Here is a 20,011-nt window from a genome sequence, read left to right on the forward strand (position 1 = left end):
CCGGCCGGAAAAAAGGCGAAGTTCGACGCTGAAATACCAGGAAAGGCGCTCGTGATACGCTGTCTACCCGCAGCGGGAAAAGCCGCAGGCCGGGCAGATCAGACAACCTTCCTGAAAAACCAGCTTTTCGCCGCAGTCGGGGCAGCAATTGGCGGCCAGGTCACTGACGGTGTCCACAACCTCATCCTTGAGGTAGCGCTGCTCCAGCACCCAGGCAATGGCGTCCGGGATGGAAAGCAGCAGGCCCTTGCCGCGAAAGACAGGGTGTTCGCCGCCGATGCCCTTGATCTGCGCCACAACGTCGCGCACATGCACGCCGGAGCGCAGCGCCAGAGAAACAAGGCGGCCTATGGCCTCGGCCTTGGCGGTAATGGAGCGGCCGGACTTGCCAATGGTGGCAAAGACCTCAAAGGGCCTGCCGTCCACTTCATTGACCGTAAGATACATGGCCCCAAGGCCCGTCTGCACCTTGCGGGTAAAGCCCTGCACCTCGTCGGGACGCTTGCGCACCAGAGACGTGGACGCCGCGATGGGTGAAGCGGCGGTGGGCGCACCGCCCGGCTGCCCGGCCGTGCCCGAATCGGGCGCGGATTCGCCGTCCATTTTCTTCTGTCCCTCGCCCGTGGCGAGCACCTGAACGCTCTTGCAGCCGTCGCGGTATACGGTGACGCCCTTGCAGCCTTCCTGATACGCCAGCCAGTATATTTCGCGGATGTCCTGCTCCGTGGCGCTGTTGGACAGATTGACGGTTTTGGACACGGCATTGTCCGTGTGCCGCTGAAAGGCCGCCTGCATCCGCAGATGCCACACCGGCGCGATATCCATGGCGGTCACAAAGACCTTGCGCAGAGGGGCGGGCAGATAGTCCATCCCCTGAATGGAACCTCTGGCCACCACGGCGTCCATCAGTTCATGGCTGAACAGTCCCCCGTTCTCAAGCGCTTCCGCAAAATGCGGATTCACTTCCACGAGGCGTTCGCCATCCAGAATATTGCGCGTGAAGCACAAGGCAAAAAGCGGTTCCACGCCGGACGAGCAGCCCGCGATGATGGAGAGCGTACCCGTAGGCGCGATGGTGGTTACCGTGGCGTTACGGTACGGCCCAAGCTTGCGGCGGCCGTACACCGAGGTTTCGTAGGCCGGGAACGGTCCGCGCTCCTGGGCCAGCTGGGCCGATGCCTTGTGCCCTTCTTCCTGCACAAAGGCCATGAGCCTTTCGCCAAGGTCAATGCCCTGTTGCGAATCATAGGCCACGCCAAGCTGAAAGAGCAGGTCGGCAAAGCCCATAACGCCCAGGCCGATCTTGCGGTTTTTGCGCACGGTTTCGCTGATGCGGTCAAGGGGAAAGCGCGAGGCGTCAATAACATTGTCGAGAAAGCGCACAGCCAGATGCACGGCATGGCGCAGTCCGTCCCAGTCTATGCCCTTCGCAGCCGGGTCCGCATCGTTTTCATGCCCGGGAACATAAAAACAGGAAAGATTGATGGAACCCAGGTTGCAGGCCTCAAAGGGCAGCAGGGGCTGCTCGCCGCAAGGGTTGGTTGATTCTATGTCGCCCTGGTCAGGCGTTGGGTTGTCGCGATTGATGCGGTCCAGAAAGACAATGCCGGGATCGCCCGACTGCCATGCCTTGCGCACCAGCAGATCAAAAACCTCACGCGCGGGCAGGCGCTTCATGACCTCGCCGTTGTTGGGGGCCACGAGGTCATACTGCTCATCCCGCTCCACAGCCTGCATGAAGGCTTCAGTCAGTCCCACGGAAAGATTGAAGTTGTTGAATTCGCCTTCTTTTTCCTTGGCGCCTATAAACTCAAGAATGTCCGGATGGTCCACCCGCAGGATGCCCATGTTGGCGCCGCGCCGTGTGCCGCCCTGCTTTATCTGCTCCGTGGCCGTGTTGAAGATGCGCAAAAAGGACACAGGGCCGGAGGCCACGCCGCCGGTAGAGCCCACCCGGCTGTCCTTGGGGCGCAGCCGCGAAAAGGAAAAGCCGGTGCCGCCGCCGGACTTGTGGATCATGGCCGCGTACTTGACGGCGTCAAAAATTTCTTCGATGGAATCGCCCACCGGCAGCACGAAGCAGGCGGAAAGCTGCCCCAGGTCCGTGCCCGCGTTCATGAGCGTCGGCGAGTTGGGCAGAAACTTCCAGCTGGTCATGAGGTCATAAAAATCGCGGGCCAACTGCCCGCTCTCCTGGCTGGAGCCCTCGTATTTTTCTTCTTCGACGGCAATGGCGGCTGCCACGCGCCAAAAAAGATCACGCGGGGTTTCGGTAATCTTTCCGTCCGGATTTTTGCGCAGATAACGCTTTTGCAAAACGACTTCGGTATTGGGCTTCAACTGTGGCTCAGGGAGATCTTTGGGCTGTGCGAGCATGGGAATGATAACCTTGTCTTGAAGTTGTGCGGGGCAAAAACGGTCCTGCGGGACCATGGCCGAGTATACACGCTTGAAGGGCAAATAAAAGCCCCGCTCTAAAACGTCCGAAAATAACAGCTTGAATTCAATGACGTTACATACTGATAGATATTTTTATTAGAGCAATTTCACTTTGAAATTGCTCTGGCTTCTGCGTGAGCAGACGCCCGCCGCGGAGGCGCAAGCGCAATTTATTTGCGCGGTTACGCGCCGAAGCGAGCGTCTTGGAAGCATTGAGAATATCCATTCTCAATGCGAAAATGCTCTAAGAGCCGTTCTCCATACAAAACCCCCCACAAAGCGCGCGGGGTGCACGTCTTGTGGGGGGTACTCCTACGTAAAAAATAGTTTTACGCTTTTTTTCCGCCCTTTCCGTCACGCCTCTGCGGCCTGCCGGAGTTGCCCGCTGAAAATGGCCTACGGGAGGCCGGACGGTCCGGAGCATCCCGGCGGCCCGGGCGGCCCGGGCGGTCCGCGTGATCCGTGTGTGCCGTGTGGCCCGTGCGGCCAGCCCCAGGCCCGGCGGGCGATGCGCCCCCAAAACCCGGCCGCCGCACAATGCGCGCGCCGCTCTTGGCGTCGCGTCGTGCGTCCGGGGGCACCTGGACCTCAAGCAGACTGCCGGACGGCAGGCCTTCGGCGTCTTCCAGCAACAACAGCCCGCAGGCGGCGCAGGCATAGCGGCCACGGCCCGCAAGGCCGGGGACGGCGAAAGGCGCTGTGAGCACACGGGCCTTCATGCTGCCTGAAGTTTTGCGTCCCTGCTCCTGGCCAGCCGCAACTTCTGGAGCCGCCACGGGCGAAAGCAGAAGCGGCGCGAGGCTCAGGCCGCTTTTGCCTAGTCCGGCATCGGCGGAAAGATCTTCAAGCCATCCGGGCGCGCCTTCGCTGCCAAAGGTAAAGTGACACCAGGTGCGCCCCCCCTGACCGCCCAGCAGCGGACAGGCCGCCTGATGCGGGCACGGAGCCAGAGCCGTAAGCCCGCCCTCCACAGCCAGACGGCGCAGGTCCATAATGGTGGAGCCGCCAAGGCGCGTGCCGGGCTCCACAAAAAGCAGGGCCGGGCCTGAAGGCTGGCCTTCCGCGCCGCCCGGCGCGGGACGGCCATGGCCGCGAAACAACGGCGCAAGCGCGTCCAGAAAACGCGCAAGCCGCTCCTGACGGCAATCGTCGGGCCGTTCGTCCGGGCCCGACTGGCCGAAATCGGCGCGCCCTTCCACATCGGGATCGTCCATCCTCCCCATCAGGGGGGCGTCGTCCTCGTCGTAGGAATCAAGAGCGCTGGCACGGCCGCTTTTTTTGCCGAAACGCAATTCGTTGAGCACGTTGGCGGCGCTGATCAGCCAGGGCCGGGCCTGCCCTCCTGCCAGCAGCGGCGCGGCCTGTCGCGCGGCCTGTTCCAGCGGCGCCCGCACGGTCTGCACCTGCCAGGGCTGATGGAAGGTCAGGGCTGCCACTTCGTGCAACAGGCTGCGCCCCAGTTCCAGCGGCTGCGAGGAGCTGTCCAGAGCCAGCACCTGAATGGGGGCCTGCCGCCACTCGGGGCGGGCCAGCCACAGGGCCAGGGGCAGGGTCAACGGGCCGGAGCCGGTATCGATCAACAGAGCCTTGCCGCCCTGAGACGCGGCGGCCCGCGGGTCCGGCAGGGGCATCGCCGCCAGCAGACGGGTAAGCCGCACCAGATTCCAGGGCAGGAAATAGTACAGATACGCGCTGACAAAGGCCGGGGAACTCCAGTAGGGACGGTCAAGGGCCGCCCGCTCGGTGGTGAGCAGGCGCGACAGCCGGGCTATGTCGTCAGGCAGCGAGCGGCGATGGGCCGCGCTGAGGGGCCATACGCGGGCCAGCACGTTTGGCAGCTGGTCAAGAATGACGCGCGCTTCTTCCGTCAAAGGCGGAAACAGCGGCATTGCCCCCTTCCAGGAATTGCCGTGGGCGATTGCCGGACGCGGGGCGCGGGCCATTGCGGATTCCCGCCCGTCCCTTTTGGAGGCATCCCTGTTAAACCCAGCCCTGCTTCTGTTCTGACCATCTGCGCGGTCAAAAGCATTCCTTGCGCCGGGCCTTCCTTCGGCAGGCGCTCCGCCCTTGCCGGAGCGCGGCGCGTCAGAGCGTGGCCTGCCAGAGTGAGGCTGACGAGGCGGACGCGGCCCGTTGTCCTTGCCTCTGACTGCATCCTGGCCCCAACTCCGGCCTCTGTCCTGACCCCGGTTCTGGTCTCTGTCCTGACCCCGGTTCTGGTCTCTGTCCTGGTCTTTGTTCCGTCCCCTGTTCTGCTCATTGTTCTGGTCTCTATCCTGCCCCCTGTGCTGGCCCCGGTTCGAGTCACGCCCCTCGTTGGGCCAGTTTTTGTCAGACCCGGCTTTGCCGGATCTGCCCTTGTCCCCATGGGATTTGTCCGGGCGGGTTCTGTCGGAACCGGGTTTGCCCGCTCCCGCCCTGTCGGGCCGGGAATGGCCTTCGCCGCCCTTGTCCTGACCGGGCCTGCCGCCGCGCGAATCACCTGGTTTGCCGCCGGGGCGGGGGTTTCCTGAACGCCCAGGCCTGTCCGTTGGCCTGTCTTTTGGCCTGTCCGCGGATCTGTCCGTCGGCCTGTCCCTGTCGGCGGGCCTTTTCGCAGGTCTGTCTGCGGGCTTGTCACGGGAGTCTTCGCCGTTGTGGGAATGGTCGGGGCGCGGTTTTTTTCTCTGCTGATCTGACATTTATGCTCCAAAGCGCATGTGGCGCAAATAGTTCTGATGAAAATTCTTTTCTTCCACAAGGGGCAGCAGCCGGGCTGTGGCGCACAGTGCGGCCAGGTTTTCGCGCATATGCCCGTTGCGGGCCAGCAGGGCCGCGCCTTCCAGAGAGGCATTGCCAACGGCCCGCAGGCGCGGGGCCAGAGCCGACGGCAAAAAGCCCAGCGTTTCAAGGTCCTGCGCCCGCACGTGTTCGCCCAGAGCGCCCGCCAGACACAGGGCGGCCACGTCGCCGGGGGCAAGTCCCGCCGCCGCCAGCAGGCTTTCCAGCGCCAGGGCAAAGGCCGCCTTGACCTTGAGCAGTTCCTCCACATCAGCGGCGCACAGCCACATGCCGTGGGGCAGACGCAGGCGCATGCCCCCGCTGTCCTTGCCCGGCTCAAGGCACGCGGCCAGCCTGCGGGCCAGGGGCATGGCCGGAGCGGATTCAAAGCCGCCGTCCTCACGCACAAGTTTCGTCCGCAGCAGCACGGCCAGCAGGGACACATAGCCGGTAGCGCTGATGCCCCGCGCCTTGCCGTCTTCCGCCGTCGGGCCCAGAAGCCCGCTGGCGGAGGGTTTACGGCTGACAGCCTGACAGGAAGGACAGGGGCAGTGCCCGCCGTGTTCCCGCAGGTCATCCTCAGGCCGCCGGGCGAAAAAATGCGCTTCAAGGCCCGTGGGCGCAAGACCGAAATCCGTAATCACCCCCGGCCCGGCCAGTTGCCCGCACTGCGGGCCAATGCCCTCAAGGGCCGGGCCCAGCGGCACGCTGGCCAGCAAAAGCCTGCCCGCCGCGTCCACAAGCGCCAGTTCGCCATTGGTTCCAAGGTCCGCCAGCACAAAGGGGCGCGGCATATCCCCGGCCAGCAGCGCGGCCAGCCCCGCGCTCACGTCGCCGCCCACAAAGGGAGCGGGCAAGGGGGGAATATACACTGGCGGCAGGCCGGGCACCTGTACAGTTTCATGCCCGTCATGCGCAAGCCTGTAAGGAGCCGCGCACAGGCCGTCCACAGGCAGGTCCAGAAATATGTCCGTCATGGCCGTATTGGCGGCCACGCACAGACCCTCTACCCGCGCCGCGCCCTTTCGATCAAGGGAATCCACCACATTTCGCAGGCTGCGCCGCACCAGATGGGACAGCACGCTGCGGCCCTGCGGCTGCCGTGCCACGGCCAGACGCGACATGACATCCGCCCCGGCCCCGGCCTGCGGATTCAGAAAACAGCCCTGCCCCCCAACATCCGCCACGTTTTCGTTTTCTCCGTCGCCGGACAGAACAACGGAGCGCCAGTACACAGACGTTGTGCCCAGATCCACGGCCAGGGCCAGCGGAACGGGCTTTTCCGCAGAAATGTCGGCCGCGCTGCCCGCCAGGCTGCTGCTCGTCGTGTGCCGCACGTCGTGCCCGACTTCCGTGGCGGCAACATCTTCCGGGCCAGACGGCGAGGCCATGCTTTCCTGGGGAAGCTCCAGCGCGATCCTTTCTCCGTCAGGCACTTGACGGCGGCACGCCAGACGCCAGCCCTCAGCCAGTTCACTGGCGGAAAAAACATCCGCTTCGGCGGGCAGGGACGCCGGGGCGTCCGCCACAAAGCGCACCCGGCAGCGGCCGCAGCGGCCAAGTCCGCCGCACAGGGGCTGGGGGGGCGTCTGACCGGAAAGCCAGATGGCCTGCGAAAGGCTTTGGCCCGGCGCAGCCTCTATTTCAAGGGGCCTTGCGTCCGCGCTTTCCCCAGGGGATGCGGCGGTTCCGGCAGTGGAAAAAATTTGTAACAGCATGGGTATCGCTCCGGATGTAGCCTGCCTCAAGGGGCCATGGTTGGCAAGGAAAAGGCGTGCGCCGCGCCGCCACGCTTCACTCCCCTGCCGCCCTTGTCAAAATGGCCTTTTTCTTGCAATATTTTCACGCAACAGTTGACGCAGGAAAAAGCAAACCCTCACCAGGCATTTTTGGGGCTGGCATGAACAAAGTTTTGGCGCAAGATGAAGTGGATGCCCTGCTTCGCGGGCTTTCCGGCGGCGAAATTGAGAGCGAAGTTGAGGTCCCGGAAGACGATTCCGGCATTGTGGCCTTTGACCTTGCCAATCAGGACCGCATCATACGCGGGCGCATGCCCGTGCTTGAAATCGTCAATGACCGCTTCGCCCGGCTCTGCACCAACGCCCTTTCCAACTCCGTGCGCAAGCGCGTTGAACTGAATCCCATATCCATTGATATGACCAAGTTCGGCGAGTTCATGCGCTCCCTGCCCGTGCCCACGTCCATCAACATCTTCAAGATGGACCCCCTGCGCGGCAACGCCATCATGGTTGTGGACTCCCGCCTGGTCTTTGCCCTGGTGGAAAGCGTCTTTGGCGGCGCTGGCTCCCAGCCCAAGGTGGAGGGCCGCGAATTCACCCGTATCGAGCAGGCCGTGGTGGACAAGATCGTCAAGATCGCCCTGGAAAATATGGAAGAATCCTGGCGGCCCGTACACGACGTGAAGCTGGAACTGGTACGCAGCGAAATCAATCCGCAGTTTGCCGCCATTGTTCCGCCCAGCGACGTTGTCGTTGTCATCACCTTTGAGGTTGAACTTGATACGGCCCTGGGCTCCATGATCATCTGCCTGCCCTACGCCACCATCGAGCCTATCCGCTCCAAGCTGCACGCCAGCTTCCAGACGGAACGCCTTGAAGTGGACCACGCATGGGTGGCGCGCCTCAAGGAGCGCCTGCTGGAAACGCCCATTGAACTCAAGGTGCACTTCGGCAGCACCACCATCACCGGCAACCAGCTGCTGCGCATGCAGGTTGGCGATGTTCTTGTGCTGGACAAGGATCAGGAAGACCTGCTGAACTGCACCGTGGCCGGGGTATGCAAGTACCAGGGAATAGCCGGCACGGTGAAGGCCATGAAGTCCTTTCAGATTATCAAGGAAAACGAACCGCAATATACCTGATCGCTGTTGCCGGGCCTGCCCCCGCAGCCCTGCGCCGCCCAGATCCCGCTTGTCGGAGCCTGGCGCCAACCTGGCGCTGCTTGGCGCGATCTGACGCCGCCGCCAACAACAGACAGAACTTCAGGCGACGCCAAAAGCATACGCCCGCATTGTTGCCACAAACAAAAGCCCGGTTGCACAGCCGGGCCTTTCAGTTTTATTCGCAGGCCCGCTGTGGCGCGCGCCCCAAGGGTGTGTGCATGGGGGGGCGGGGACGTTTCCGCCGCCATGGACCAAGGGCCATGGCCCTTTCCCGCTCATTCCTTCATTGCTTCCAGCATGCGCGCCGCGCGCAACTGCCGCATGCGCGGAGCCAGGATGCGCACTGTCGCCGCTGGCAGGTGCGGCACCACGGCCACGCCGTCCGGAACGTCATCGTCGTCGCTGTTGTCGCTGCCTTCAGGGTGCAGCAATATGCTCTGGCAGCCCGCCGCAAGGCCAGCCTTCACGTCACGCACACGGTCGCCGATCATCCAGGAATTGGCCAGATCAAGCTCCAGTTCACGGGCGGCTTGCAGCAGGAGCCCCGGCTCGGGCTTGCGGCACTCACAGGGGCCGGTGATTTCAGGCAGATGCGGACAGTAGTACCACGCATCTATGGCCGCGTTCTTGGCGGCCAGTTCCGCATTCACCCATTCTTCCAGCAGGCGCAGCGCTTCGCGGTCATACATGCCACGCGCGATGCCGGACTGGTTGCTCACTACCACAAGCACATAGCCCACGGCCCGCAGGCGCTTGAGCGCTTCGGCCACGCCGGGCAGCCATTGCCAGTCTTCCTTGCGGTGTACGTAGCCGACATCCTTGTTCAGCGTGCCGTCACGGTCAAGAAATACTGCCCGCCGCAAAACCTTACCTTCCACCATATGCTTTCTCCTGACCGTTCTTGAGCGGGTTGCCGCCTGCGCCGAACCCGCTTCTTTGTGCCCTGAAGCCGCTGGAAACCACAGATATGCGTCGCCCATCATGCCGCAAAGCCTGGCCAATTGCAAAAAACCAATACTGGGCCGGGGTACAAAACGGCCCCATATTCAAAGGAACATGGGGCCGGAACGGAATTTTTCAGGCGCGGGCGCTCAGCGTCTGCCGTGATAGTCGCGCAGTGTTGCGGCTTCTTCGGCAGCCTGCGCCACAGGCGCGGGCACAATGGTCTTGCCAATGGGGCACAGGGCCAGGGCGGCCAGCTTCACATGCTGCCATGCGAAAGGAATGCCGATAATGGTCACCGCGCATGCGGCGGCGGACACAAGATGCCCCATGGCAATCCAGATGCCCGCGAACAGCAGCCAGATGATGTTGCCCACTGTGCCGAACACGCTCGTGCCCATATCGGGGGAGCCTGTCAGCACATCGCGCGAAACGGGCATCTTGCCAAAGGGGAAAAAGGCGAAGTTGCCCATGACAAAGCACGCGCGCCCCCAGGGGATGCCCACAATGGAGATGAAGCAGAGCACGCCGAACAGCCACCACATGAGGCCCATAAAAACGCCGCCAAGCAAAAACCACAGCGCGTTGCCAAGGCAGCCCAGAGTACTGTTCATACATGTTCTCCCAAGTCAGGGTAAACGACGGTAAAGAACCGTTCCACTTGTTATCGCTACGGCGGTTGCTCATGCAGCCGCTCGCCGTGAACGTTTTTCTGCTCTGGGGAAGCACTGATTAAAGAGCCTCCTGGAAACGCGCAGTTATTTCGCTTGGCAAGACGCGCTCTTTTTTTGAAGCAGGAGCTGACTCTTCCGTCCTCGACTGTTTCAAAAAAAGTGAAGCAACGCCGTCAAACGGAATAAATCAGCGTTTCCCTAGAAGTTCACCACAACCTGTTCGGTTTCGCCGCCATCGCCCTTGCTGCGGCGGGCCACATCACCGATGTGCCAGGCGCGCAGGTTGAATGCCTGGATGCGGCTGATGGCTTCTTCACTCTGATCAGGAGGCAGCACCATCACATAGCCTATGCCGCCGTTGAAAATCTGCAGGATTTCCGGCCAGGAAAGGTCGCCCGTCTCCTTGAGCCAGCGAAAGACCGGAGGCATCTGCCAACTGCCGAAATTGATGCGGGCTTCGACCTGGGCGGGCAGCACGCGGGGGATATTGTCGTAAAAGCCGCCGCCGGTAATATGGGCCATGCCCTTGACCTTGAGGTCGCGCAGAAGGGAACGCACGGCTTCAACGTAAATGATGGTGGGCGCCAGCATGACTTCGCGCACGGTGGCCCCATCGGCTCCGGGAAAAGCGTCGTCAGGTTTGAGACCGCTCTTTTCCAGAACCTTGCGGGCCAGGGAATAGCCGTTGGAGTGCAGACCAGAGGAGGCGATGCCCACGATGTGGTCGCCAACCTGGATGGCCGAACCGTCGATAAGCTTGGCATTATCCACAATGCCCACGCAAAAGCCCGCGAGATCGTATTCTCCGGGGGCGTACATGTCGGGCATTTCGGCGGTTTCACCGCCAAGCAGGGCACAGTCGGCCTGACGGCAGCCTTCGGCCACGCCGCCGATGACGGTCTGCGCCGTATCCACGTCAAGCTTGCCCGTGGCAAAGTAATCCAGGAAGAACAGCGGATTGGCACCCTGCACCAAAATATCGTTGACGCTCATGGCCACCAGGTCGATGCCTACGGTATCGTGCTTGTCAAAAGCAAAGGCCAGCTTGAGCTTGGTGCCCACGCCGTCCGTGGAGGAAACCAGCAAAGGCTCGCTCATGCCGCTGAGGTCAGGCCGGAACAGGCCGCCAAAGCCGCCTATATCTGAAATGACCCCCCTGGTCTGGGTGCTCTGCACCATAGATTTGATGCGCGAAACAAGGGTGTTTCCCGCTTCAATGTCAACGCCTGCCTGCGTATAGGCTTTTGCGCGATCGCTGGACATCCGTAGCCTCCTTTGGATTGGCGTTCTTTAGCAGATTTTGCCGCAAAGCCCAAGCGACTTTTTTGCCATTACGCCGCTCCGGCTTTTTCGGCCATCCTTTTTTCCTCCACCGCGCCGTGGGGAGGCTGCCGCATCTTTTCACCAGCGCGCCGCTCCTGCCATTTTTCGTAGACCAGTTTCGCCGCCACTGCTAGAGTAAGACCGGGATAGAACATGCGCATACTACCATCAGGAAGGTAGCCATGAAAAAACTTACGTCCATATGTCTGCTGTGCGCGCTCTGCGCCCTGTCGGGCATCCGCCCTGCCCCGGCTGCCGCGCGAGACGGAGAGGGGGAGTACGTACCCCCGCCCGGGCAACAGGGCGGCGCACAGGTATGGGGCACGCAAGACCTTGAAGGCGGCCCCGACCGCCGGGCACATACAAGCACATGGCGCGACGGCAATGGAGACATTGTCACTTCAGTTGTGCCTCCCCCGCCGCCTGCGCAGCCGCAGCAATGGAACGGGCCCATCTATGTCACCCCCTGGGTGTCGCCCGACGGCAGCTATACCGTAGGCGGACAGGGCGGCGTCTACCCTGGCGGGGCTTATCCTGGCGGACCATACCCGGGCGGGCCGCTCCCCGGAGTGCCCTACCCCGGCGGCCAGTATCCCGGAAAACCCCATCCGGGGAGCCAGTATCCCGGCGGAGGGCAGTATCCCGGCGGGCAGCGTCCCGATGGCTATCCCGGCGGTGGCCAGTATCAAGGCGGCCCGCGCCCCGGCCAGCAGCACTCCGGCGGCGGGCACAATGCCCAGTACCCAGGCCAGCGTCCCGGCCGAGTTCAATCTGGCGGCCCGCAATCCGGAGGACCACAATCTGGTGGAGCCGACAACTGGCAGCAAGACCCCTATTTCAACAGCAATCCGCATCCAGGCGGCCCCTCCTGGCCCACGGACGGGCCGTCCCCCGGCCCCAACCCTTCACAGGGTCAGGGCAATGCCCAGCGGCAACCCGCGCCGGGCGGCAACCACAATACTTACGGCAATCAGGGCTATGGCGGGCAAGGCAACGGCCCCGGATATAACCAAGGGTACGGCCAGCCATACGGCCCAACCTATGGCCAACCATATGGCCAGACCTATGCCCCGCCCACCCTCAACCAGAGAGCCAATGAAGAGGCCGATATTCTTGCGGATGAACAACAATGGCGGCAGCAGGGCGATCCACAGAGCATGCAGGAAGACATGCCGCAGCCCTGGGGGCCGCCCATGGGCATGCCGCCGCAGGGCTATGACCGGCGCGACTATAGCCAGCCGGGTTACGGCGGCCAGGGCGCACCACAGGGCCAGCCCGGTCAATGGCGGCAGCCCCCACCTCAGGGCGGAACCTCCCCCTCTGTGCCGTACAGCACCATAAACCCCAACACTTCCGCAGGGGGGCGCTGATATGCAGGCACTGCTCTGGCACGCGCTTGACGGTGCGCACAAGGGTTCCGTTCAGTGCGATCTGTGCGCTCACGGCTGCCGCCTGAAAAAGGGGGATAAGGGCTTGTGCGGCGTACGCGCCAATAGTAACGGCGAACTGGTCACGCTTGTGGGCAACGTTGTTACGGCCGTCAATATGGACCCGGTGGAAAAAAAGCCGCTCTACCATTTTTTGCCTGGCTCAAGAACATTCTCCATTGGCAGCGCGGGTTGCAATTTTTCCTGCAAATACTGCCAGAACAGCGGTATTGCCCACATTCCCCCCAGCGGCATCGTGCCCGGCAAACGGGCAACGCCCGAAGATCTGGTCGTGCTCGCGCAGGAAAATCATGCGCGCAGCATGGCCTTTACCTATAATGAGCCCACGGTGTTTTTCGAACTGGTGTATGAAACGGCCGGGCTGGCCACCGCCCGCGACATCCGCTGCCTGCTTGTGACCAACGGCTACATGTCGGAAGAATGCCTGCTGGCGCTCAGCCGCCGCATCTGTGCCGTCAACGTGGACCTCAAGTCATTTCGGGACAGTTTTTACCGGCAGTATTGCGGCGCACGGCTGCAACCTGTGCTTGATAATCTGAAAGCCATGCGTAAACTTGGCTGGTGGCTGGAAGTTACTACCCTGGTCATTCCCGGCGTCAATGACAGCGCCGCCGAACTCAAGGAGGCGGCAGCCTTCATCCATCAGGAACTGGGAGCCCACACGCCCTGGCATCTTTCGGCCTTTCACGGGGCGCATCAGATGGCCGACCACCCCTCCACCCCCCTTTCCAAACTGGAAGAGGCCTGGAGCATCGGCCGTCAGGAAGGCCTGAATTTCGTATACATCGGCAATGCGCTGAGCGCCATGGCCAGCAATACCTTCTGCCCCCAGTGCGGCATACTGGTCATTGAGCGCCAGGGTTACAGCGTAACCATGCATATGCAGACGGGCGCACCGGGCGCTTGTCCTTCCTGCCATACAACGCTGCCCGGAGTCTGGACCTGATGATTCTTGTATATACTGGCGACGGCAAGGGAAAAACCAGCGCCTGCACAGGGCAGGCCGTACGCGCCCTGGGTCAGGGCATGAAGGTGGCTTTTGGCCAGTTCATGAAACGCGACGGCCAGGCCGGAGAGCAGACCATGCTGTCGCAGTGGCTTGGGCCGCGCTTTGTGGCCGGGGGACTCGGCTTTTTGCGCAAGGATGAAGACCGCCCCGCGCACAGGCAGGCCGCCCTGCGCATGCTCGACTGGGCGCGTGAGCAACTGGCCCATGTGGACATGCTGGTGCTGGACGAAACCCTGTACGCCCTGAGCGCGGGCATTCTGACGCAGGAAGAAGTGGAAGACCTGCTCGCCCTTGCCCGGCAGCGGGAAAAACACCTGGTGCTCTCGGGCCGCAATGCCCCGGACTGGCTGGTAGAAGCCGCCGACCTTGTCACGTCCATGACGGAAATCAAGCACCCGTGGCGCAACGGCATCAAGGCCAGCCCCGGAATTGAATATTAGGGAAAGAGGGAAATGCTTTGTGGGGGAGGGACCCTTTTGTAAAAGGGTCTCCTCCCCCACGCCCCCACCCCCAAAAACTTTTATATTTTTGCAGAGAACAACGAGTTTTCAGATCTGAAACGGAAAAAGGATTGTTCATGGCGGCATTGACCATTTATGTGGCTGGCTCATTCAAACACAAACACGGTGTTCGGCTTCTGGGACGTGAACTGCGCGGCATGGGCTGCCGTCTTCTTGACTGGACGGAAAAGGCCGTGCCGCCGCCCGGACTCACCCCCGCCGAACGCCGCATCTGGATGGATACGGACAGGGACGGCGGACAAGTCTACAGCTTTTGCCGGGACGCTTGCATCAAGGCGGATATAGTCATCTACTACGGCGCGTCCGGGCAGGACGCCGGGGTGGAGGTGGGCCTGGCCGCCGGGGCCGGGGTTCCGGTGCTGGGCATACGCGGCCCCCTTGAAGGGCCCGGCCTTATGCTGCACGGGGCCGTCAGCCTCTGGACGGACAGCATTGAGGAGGCCCTTGAAGCCACGGCCGCTCTGTTGCGCCACAAGGAAGAGGATTGGAAAAATCTGGCCGCCGAACCCTGCGATGGGTTGCGCCGCATGGGCCAGGCCTTGCGCCAGGGCAGAGCCTGAACAGGCAGGCCCCCGGATACTGGTTATTCGCCTGACCTCGTAAAGGCTACTCGCTTGGCCGGGGGCGCTTTTTTTCAAAGCGCACGTCACCGTTCTCAGAGGTGGCTATGGGCTTCCAGCCTAGATGCGCGTAAAACCCGCTGGCCCTGCTCCTGCCGTCCGTCTCAAGCCAGATGGTCACGTGCCGGCGAAAAAGGCTGGCCTCAGCCTCGGCCATAAGTCTTCGGCCAAGCCCGCGCCCCTCCCATTCCGGCAGAACAAAGGCGGCAAAAACGCAGCCTTCCTCCACGTCAACCATGGCAAAGCCCACGGCTTTGCCACCCGCTTCGGCCAGCCAGGCGCAGGGCTCGGCCGCAATGGCCTCACGTATGGCATCAGGCGTGATGCCCATAGCCGCCATCTGCTCCAGGGAAAGATGATTCTCTTTCACGCTGGTGCGGATGTGAAAAACGGCGTCCACATCAGCCTCAGTGGCGGGTCGTATGTGTATGGCGGCGTCATGCATGATTTTTCCTCTTTTTGCTGCACGGATGCTCCTGGCAGACGAACGCGTAAAAGAGATGGCCCGGTTACAACGCACTTGCGCCAAAACCGGACCACCCAGCTGATTTTGTTGTTCGGCTGCGCCTGCGTCAGGGCAGGTCGTTGCTTTCCAGACCGCCCCCAGAAGAGCCGCCGGAAGACGAACCGCCGGAACGGGCAGGTGAAGACGCGGGGGTCGTGTTCATGCCGCCCGCTCCGCTTCCAGCCTCCATGCCCTCGCCAGCGAGGCCAGCGCCGTCGTGCTGCTCGGGCGTGCTTGTGCCAAGCTGGCCAACCTTTTGCGGCAACATCAGGTAGCTCGTTACGGAGGTTACTCCGGGCACGCCGCGCGCGGCCTGTATGGCCAGCTGTTTTTCGGCGTCATCCTTGACCACGCCCAACAGCACCACACGGCCCGAGTTCACTTCAGTATCGATCCGCGAGGACGAAAGCCCCTTGGTGCCGATGAGATCCTTACGCAGCCGCGCGGCCAGCAGCATGTTGTTGCTGTCGCTGGCGGCAGGGGTAAACCAGTGCGGCGTGATGGAAAGGGGCTTGTAGCGCTGGGCAACGGTTATGGCCTTGCCCTGCATGTCCGCCGGAATCTCGCCCACCAGAAACACATGGCGGTAAAAACTGTACACAGCGACAGACCAACCCCCGGTGAAGCTTTCATTCATGAGGGCCGTCTTGATCTTGGTGGCCATGGCCTTATCGTCCGAAATGGTGTCAACAAGGCGTTGGTCGTCGATGAGACCGTAGCCGCCGTAAGCGCAGCCGCTCAGGCCCGCCAGCAGCAACAGCAGCAGAATAAGCGTCAGGCGTTGCATGACATTCTCCTTTGGGCGTCTATTGCTTTTCGCGCCGGATGCGCGCGCCCACGGCATTGAGCTTGTGCTCGATATGTTCATACCCTCTGTCCAGATGATAAATGCGGCGCACTTCCGTAGTGCCCTGAGCCGCGAGGCCAGCCAGCACCAGCGAAGCGCTGGCCCGAAGGTCCGAGGCCATGACAGGGGCTCCCGTGAGTTTCTGCACGCCGCGCACCATGGCCGTATGGCCTGAAACCTTGATCTGCGCGCCCATACGCATCAGTTCCTGAACATGCATAAAGCGATTTTCAAAAATGCTCTCTTCCACCACGCTGGCCCCCTGGGCCAGACACATGAGCGCCATGAGCTGGGCCTGCATGTCTGTGGGAAAGCCGGGGAAGGGCTGGGTTTTCACGTCCGCGCCGCGCAGGGGCGCTGAGCAGCAGCGGGCCAGCACGCCTTTGTCCTGAGGGGTGATTTCCATCCCCATGCCGCGCAGCTTGAGGATGACGGCCTCAAGCTCCTCATACGGGCAATTGTGCAGCAAAAGCTCGCCACCCGTGATTCCCGCGGCCACCAGAAACGTGCCAGCCTCAATGCGGTCGGACATGACGGGGTAAACGGCGCTGTGCAGCGAACTGACGCCCTTGATGCGGATGGTGGATGTGCCCTGCCCCGTTATATGCGCGCCGCAGGCGCACAGAAAGTTGGCAAGGTCCACCACTTCAGGCTCGCGGGCCACGTTTTCGAGAATGGTTTCGCCTTCTGCCAGGGTTGCGGCCATGAGCAGATTTTCAGTGCCGCCCACAGTGGGCATGTCAAAAGTGATGTGCGCGCCCGTGAGCTTGCGGCAGCGCCCGATGATATACCCTTCTTCCAGCTGGAAGCTCGCGCCCATCTGCTCCAGCCCTTTGAGGTGCTGGTCCACGGGGCGCGCGCCAATGGCGCAGCCGCCCGGCAGGGCCACGCGGGCCTGCCCGATGCGCGCCAGCAACGGCCCGAGGCACAGCACCGAAGCCCGCATGGTGCGCACAAGGTCATACGGCGCTTCGGGCAACAATGACCCGGGAGCGATTTTCACCTGCCCCTTTTCATAGTGGCAGTCGCAGCCAAGCACTCCAAGCAGATTGAGGGTCGTATGAATGTCGCGCAGGTCAGGCACATTGGTGATGGTGACGGGTTCCTCGGCAAGAATGGCCGCAAAAAGAATGGGCAGGGCCGCATTTTTGGAACCGCTGACTTCAATAGTGCCTGTAAGCGGCAGACCGCCTTCAATGACCAGTTTGTCCATAACTATCCCCGAACGGTTATGCCGCTTTGCGGCCGATGTTTGTCGTGTGGTGTTTTACCCCGTCGGGCATACGCGAACGTGCGCGGACGAGTGAAAGCGGGCACTGACGGGCTTGCCGTCCAGGGCCGGTGCGGACCCGCAGGCTGCCTCTTGCCGCGGTTGGCGGAGTGTAGTTTTTTTTCTAGATAAAATCCAGACCACGATCTCACTAAAAAAGTCTTGCCAAAAGAAATTATCCTGCTTATAAGAGCTTTCCCGTGGCGGAAGTAGCTCAGTAGGTAGAGCACCTGGTTGTGGCCCAGGTGGCCGTGGGTTCAAGTCCCATCTTTCGCCCCACAAATTTCCCGCGCCAGCACACGCCACGGCGCGGGTTTTTTTACGGAGCGTGGCGCAGCCTGGTAGCGCACCTGCTTTGGGAGCAGGGGGTCGAAGGTTCGAATCCTTTCGCTCCGACCAGATATTAAAAAGGGTTATGGAAAATTTCCATAACCCTTTTTACGTTAGGATACACACAAGGATACACAAAGCATAAAAACTGGTTGCCGTTTAAAAAAACAATAAAATAAGCATGTTGCAATATCGACATGCTTTGATAGCCCCCAATATAAATGCAAACGATTGCAACTTGCCGCAATCTTTGCAATTACCAACTTCCGCCAGTTCCCCATACGTCGCAACGGTTCCCGGCCCCATTGCGGCACTTTCTTTTTTGCAATTTTTTGACTGAAAAGCCCCGAAGGTTTGGCGCGGATGAGTGCCTTTTCTGCATGGATTTTTTCTTGCTGAACTGGCGGCGCGAAAAGAAAGCGACAAGGGGTGTCGCGTTTTGGCGTAACTTATGATTTCATTACACCAGCAACGCCGTGGTGGTATCCAACTGCTCATCTTCAAGTTTTCGCTAGCGAGGGAATAAATGCGGACTTTAACTATTGCTCTATTAGTCCTGCTGACTCTGGGTGGCTGCACAAAGCGGCTACCTGAGTTCGGGCCGCCCGAATTTGGAACCTTGGAACGAGGGCAAATAGTTTATATCACGATTCCTGGTGGGGAAATGATTACCAAGGATGATAGAAGATCAGAGCCCGGCGCACCACGAGATTACACACGCTATCCAGACATTGAAGCTCAAATGGCAATAATGCTTCAGAAGGCTATCGCGCCTTATACAACACGAGCTATCATCAGCGACCGCTATGAACCTTGGGGCGAAGCCTCTAAAACAGCCAAGGCTAACAATGCGCGCTACATGATCTATTTAACATTGAATATCAAAGAAAGTTCCTTTTTGTTTGAACAAGAAACAGTACGGCAACTTTTCCTTTTTATTAGCATTATGGATTTAGAAAGTAGTGCCCTACCGCGCACAACGACCATATTAATAGCGTTCCGCGACCTGAATTCTCAGGAGATCACCCCTGAGATACTGAACAATATTCAATGGGGATTTGATAGCCGGGCAAAACTTTTATTCGAGGGAAAACTTTCTTCAAACGCGTTGCCATAAGCTGAAGGTTTGGCGCGGATGAGTGCTTTTCCTGCATAGATTTTTTTTGCTGAATTGATGGCGCAAAAGAACCCGCGAAAACATCGCAGGTTTTTCGTCTTTGTTTTTATGAAAATAGTTAAGGTATGGGGGACACTGGTAGCCCTTCGGCTTGAAGGATGCACGCGCCGATGGCATAGGCCTGCTGCGGCGTTTGTGACGTGGTATTAACAGTTAGGGAGTTAAAGTAGGTTTAGTAACTTCTCGCTAAACGATTTTGAATATATTTTGTACTCAATCTTTACTATGTTTTCGTTGAATATAAACATAATAATATTGTCATATTGTTTGAGCACTATTCCCTTGTCCAGAGCAATGATACTCCCATCTAGACCAGATTAACTTTGAGAATGGATATTCTCAAAGTTTAAGACACGCATACTTCGGCGCTTAACAGCGCAAATAAATTGCGCTTACGCCTTCGCTGCGGGCGCCTGCTCACGCAGTCGCCAGAGCAATTTCAAAGTGAAAATGCTCTAAAGTATCTATTGTTGTTTTTTGGTTCTCTTGTTTAACGTAAACATTTCCTTGAGTTCCTGCATATGAAGCTCCTTTCAAGAAAGACATGAAACATACTAATATAATTGAAAACAATAAGTCGCCTGCCTGAATTTTTTTCTTATTTACTGTTGTTTTTAAAAATTTAAGCAAGTCACAAATAAATTTAGATTTTGATGCTATAAATATATAACCTAATGATTTTAGAATTATGTATGACATTAATTTTGATATTTTGAAACTTATAAATGAAAAGACACACAACAAAATAAAGATAGTAAACCACATTCTGAATGCCGTTATAAAATCATATATTGAGAATGGTATTGATGACATTCCAACACCAAGACCAGCAAAAAAAGCTGCATTGCTGCATATAGAAATAAAAAATGATCCAGCAGGGATAACAATTATTGCTTTCGCACAAATATCCAGCGTGCGCTGAATGCTATATGGAAATTGTTCTGTTTTTTGCATTTCATCTTTCAAGGCGGTTCTCGTACTAACATGTGTGATTGGTTGCCAAGAAAATTATATGAACGTTTCTATTATGACAAGACAACGCAGCTTTATTGTGGAGAATCGCCATGCTTGACAGGATGCCTCCTTGCGGAGCATCCTGTTTTTAAGGTGCTCAAAACACCTTGATTCAACAGCGGTTCCACACCCGACAGCTTGTGGTTTTTTTGCGTCTGCTGAAAATGGACGCAATTGCGGAGTTCTCTATCTCCGGGTGTGGGCAATATACAATACCGGGCAACCGGAAA

At 59.7% G+C, this 20,011-nt stretch carries 17 protein-coding genes and 2 tRNA genes; 8 read left to right on the top strand and 11 right to left on the bottom strand.

Annotation, left to right across the window (positions count from 1 at the left end; all coding sequences use genetic code 11):
• Positions 1 to 63: 63 nt before the first annotated feature.
• The 3 genes from ACZ5DH_RS09685 to ACZ5DH_RS09695 form a co-directional block, all read right to left on the bottom strand.
• Positions 64 to 2,376, bottom strand: coding sequence for a vitamin B12-dependent ribonucleotide reductase (locus tag ACZ5DH_RS09685; protein ID WP_464256538.1), 2,313 nt, complete (start codon positions 2,374 to 2,376; stop codon positions 64 to 66).
• Between the two features lie 392 nt (positions 2,377 to 2,768).
• Entirely contained in the window at positions 2,769 to 5,120 is a 2,352-nt protein-coding gene (locus ACZ5DH_RS09690; protein ID WP_464254093.1) for a small ribosomal subunit Rsm22 family protein, read from the bottom strand.
• The gene (locus tag ACZ5DH_RS09695) at positions 5,121 to 6,917 is read right to left on the bottom strand and encodes an ASKHA domain-containing protein (protein WP_464254094.1); all 1,797 of its coding nucleotides are present in this window, start codon (positions 6,915 to 6,917) and stop codon (positions 5,121 to 5,123) included.
• Positions 6,918 to 7,099: 182 nt separating this feature from the next.
• Between ACZ5DH_RS09695 and fliM the strand changes: the two genes are divergently transcribed.
• Complete coding sequence (fliM, locus tag ACZ5DH_RS09700; RefSeq protein ID WP_291301979.1) at positions 7,100 to 8,080, top strand: flagellar motor switch protein FliM; 981 nt, start codon at positions 7,100 to 7,102, stop codon at positions 8,078 to 8,080.
• Between the two features lie 296 nt (positions 8,081 to 8,376).
• Here fliM and gmhB read toward each other — a convergent pair whose 3' ends face one another.
• From gmhB to ACZ5DH_RS09720, 4 genes are all read right to left on the bottom strand, one after another.
• Entirely contained in the window at positions 8,377 to 8,982 is a 606-nt protein-coding gene (gene gmhB, locus ACZ5DH_RS09705; RefSeq protein ID WP_464254095.1) for a D-glycero-beta-D-manno-heptose 1,7-bisphosphate 7-phosphatase, read from the bottom strand.
• A gap of 210 nt (positions 8,983 to 9,192) precedes the next feature.
• Positions 9,193 to 9,657 (bottom strand): YccF domain-containing protein, encoded by a 465-nt coding sequence (locus ACZ5DH_RS09710; RefSeq protein WP_464254096.1) that lies wholly within the window; start codon positions 9,655 to 9,657, stop codon positions 9,193 to 9,195.
• A gap of 258 nt (positions 9,658 to 9,915) precedes the next feature.
• Positions 9,916 to 10,980, bottom strand: a complete 1,065-nt coding sequence (purM, locus tag ACZ5DH_RS09715) for a phosphoribosylformylglycinamidine cyclo-ligase (RefSeq protein WP_464254097.1) — start codon at positions 10,978 to 10,980, stop codon at positions 9,916 to 9,918.
• A 68-nt stretch (positions 10,981 to 11,048) separates the two neighbouring features.
• Positions 11,049 to 11,201 carry a hypothetical protein gene (locus tag ACZ5DH_RS09720; RefSeq protein ID WP_464254098.1) on the bottom strand — a complete coding sequence of 51 codons (153 nt, stop codon included), beginning with the start codon at positions 11,199 to 11,201 and terminating at the stop codon, positions 11,049 to 11,051.
• 21 nt (positions 11,202 to 11,222) lie between these two features.
• Here ACZ5DH_RS09720 and ACZ5DH_RS09725 point away from each other — a divergent pair, with 21 nt between their 5' ends.
• From ACZ5DH_RS09725 to ACZ5DH_RS09740, 4 genes are all read left to right on the top strand, one after another.
• Positions 11,223 to 12,410: a hypothetical protein gene (locus tag ACZ5DH_RS09725; protein ID WP_464254099.1), complete on the top strand. Its 1,188-nt coding sequence runs from the start codon at positions 11,223 to 11,225 to the stop codon at positions 12,408 to 12,410.
• A gap of 1 nt (position 12,411) precedes the next feature.
• Positions 12,412 to 13,434 (top strand): AmmeMemoRadiSam system radical SAM enzyme, encoded by a 1,023-nt coding sequence (gene amrS, locus ACZ5DH_RS09730; protein WP_464254100.1) that lies wholly within the window; start codon positions 12,412 to 12,414, stop codon positions 13,432 to 13,434.
• Positions 13,434 to 13,937: a cob(I)yrinic acid a,c-diamide adenosyltransferase gene (locus ACZ5DH_RS09735; RefSeq protein WP_464254101.1), complete on the top strand. Its 504-nt coding sequence runs from the start codon at positions 13,434 to 13,436 to the stop codon at positions 13,935 to 13,937. Before amrS ends, ACZ5DH_RS09735 begins: the two co-directional genes overlap by 1 nt.
• Before the next feature lie 137 nt (positions 13,938 to 14,074).
• Positions 14,075 to 14,578: a translation initiation factor 2 gene (locus tag ACZ5DH_RS09740; RefSeq protein ID WP_464254102.1), complete on the top strand. Its 504-nt coding sequence runs from the start codon at positions 14,075 to 14,077 to the stop codon at positions 14,576 to 14,578.
• A 46-nt stretch (positions 14,579 to 14,624) separates the two neighbouring features.
• Here ACZ5DH_RS09740 and ACZ5DH_RS09745 read toward each other — a convergent pair whose 3' ends face one another.
• From ACZ5DH_RS09745 to murA, 3 genes are all read right to left on the bottom strand, one after another.
• Positions 14,625 to 15,083 (bottom strand): GNAT family N-acetyltransferase, encoded by a 459-nt coding sequence (locus ACZ5DH_RS09745; RefSeq protein WP_464254103.1) that lies wholly within the window; start codon positions 15,081 to 15,083, stop codon positions 14,625 to 14,627.
• 127 nt (positions 15,084 to 15,210) lie between these two features.
• The gene (locus ACZ5DH_RS09750; RefSeq protein WP_464254104.1) at positions 15,211 to 15,930 is read right to left on the bottom strand and encodes a BON domain-containing protein; all 720 of its coding nucleotides are present in this window, start codon (positions 15,928 to 15,930) and stop codon (positions 15,211 to 15,213) included.
• A gap of 19 nt (positions 15,931 to 15,949) precedes the next feature.
• Positions 15,950 to 17,203, bottom strand: coding sequence for a UDP-N-acetylglucosamine 1-carboxyvinyltransferase (murA, locus tag ACZ5DH_RS09755; RefSeq protein WP_464254105.1), 1,254 nt, complete (start codon positions 17,201 to 17,203; stop codon positions 15,950 to 15,952).
• A gap of 260 nt (positions 17,204 to 17,463) precedes the next feature.
• On the opposite strand from murA, the gene ACZ5DH_RS09760 reads away from it, so the two are divergent.
• The 3 genes from ACZ5DH_RS09760 (at position 17,464) to ACZ5DH_RS09770 (ending at position 18,707) form a co-directional block, all read left to right on the top strand.
• Positions 17,464 to 17,539, top strand: a tRNA-His gene (locus ACZ5DH_RS09760).
• A 43-nt stretch (positions 17,540 to 17,582) separates the two neighbouring features.
• A tRNA-Pro gene (locus tag ACZ5DH_RS09765) sits at positions 17,583 to 17,659 on the top strand.
• Between the two features lie 595 nt (positions 17,660 to 18,254).
• Complete coding sequence (locus ACZ5DH_RS09770; RefSeq protein ID WP_464254106.1) at positions 18,255 to 18,707, top strand: hypothetical protein; 453 nt, start codon at positions 18,255 to 18,257, stop codon at positions 18,705 to 18,707.
• A 477-nt stretch (positions 18,708 to 19,184) separates the two neighbouring features.
• Here ACZ5DH_RS09770 and ACZ5DH_RS09775 read toward each other — a convergent pair whose 3' ends face one another.
• Entirely contained in the window at positions 19,185 to 19,733 is a 549-nt protein-coding gene (locus ACZ5DH_RS09775) for a hypothetical protein (protein ID WP_464254107.1), read from the bottom strand.
• Positions 19,734 to 20,011 lie beyond the last annotated feature (278 nt).

Source organism: Desulfovibrio simplex (genome assembly GCF_055387835.1).

Coding starts and splice junctions, on each gene's coding strand:
- ACZ5DH_RS09685 (WP_464256538.1), bottom strand. CDS start 2,376: ATGCTCGCACAGCCCAAAGATCTCCCTGAGCCACAGTTGAAGCCCAAT.
- ACZ5DH_RS09690 (WP_464254093.1), bottom strand. CDS start 5,120: ATGTCAGATCAGCAGAGAAAAAAACCGCGCCCCGACCATTCCCACAAC.
- ACZ5DH_RS09695 (WP_464254094.1), bottom strand. CDS start 6,917: ATGCTGTTACAAATTTTTTCCACTGCCGGAACCGCCGCATCCCCTGGG.
- fliM (WP_291301979.1), top strand. CDS start 7,100: ATGAACAAAGTTTTGGCGCAAGATGAAGTGGATGCCCTGCTTCGCGGG.
- gmhB (WP_464254095.1), bottom strand. CDS start 8,982: ATGGTGGAAGGTAAGGTTTTGCGGCGGGCAGTATTTCTTGACCGTGAC.
- ACZ5DH_RS09710 (WP_464254096.1), bottom strand. CDS start 9,657: ATGAACAGTACTCTGGGCTGCCTTGGCAACGCGCTGTGGTTTTTGCTT.
- purM (WP_464254097.1), bottom strand. CDS start 10,980: ATGTCCAGCGATCGCGCAAAAGCCTATACGCAGGCAGGCGTTGACATT.
- ACZ5DH_RS09720 (WP_464254098.1), bottom strand. CDS start 11,201: ATGCGCATGTTCTATCCCGGTCTTACTCTAGCAGTGGCGGCGAAACTG.
- ACZ5DH_RS09725 (WP_464254099.1), top strand. CDS start 11,223: ATGAAAAAACTTACGTCCATATGTCTGCTGTGCGCGCTCTGCGCCCTG.
- amrS (WP_464254100.1), top strand. CDS start 12,412: ATGCAGGCACTGCTCTGGCACGCGCTTGACGGTGCGCACAAGGGTTCC.
- ACZ5DH_RS09735 (WP_464254101.1), top strand. CDS start 13,434: ATGATTCTTGTATATACTGGCGACGGCAAGGGAAAAACCAGCGCCTGC.
- ACZ5DH_RS09740 (WP_464254102.1), top strand. CDS start 14,075: ATGGCGGCATTGACCATTTATGTGGCTGGCTCATTCAAACACAAACAC.
- ACZ5DH_RS09745 (WP_464254103.1), bottom strand. CDS start 15,083: ATGCATGACGCCGCCATACACATACGACCCGCCACTGAGGCTGATGTG.
- ACZ5DH_RS09750 (WP_464254104.1), bottom strand. CDS start 15,930: ATGCAACGCCTGACGCTTATTCTGCTGCTGTTGCTGCTGGCGGGCCTG.
- murA (WP_464254105.1), bottom strand. CDS start 17,203: ATGGACAAACTGGTCATTGAAGGCGGTCTGCCGCTTACAGGCACTATT.
- ACZ5DH_RS09770 (WP_464254106.1), top strand. CDS start 18,255: ATGATTACCAAGGATGATAGAAGATCAGAGCCCGGCGCACCACGAGAT.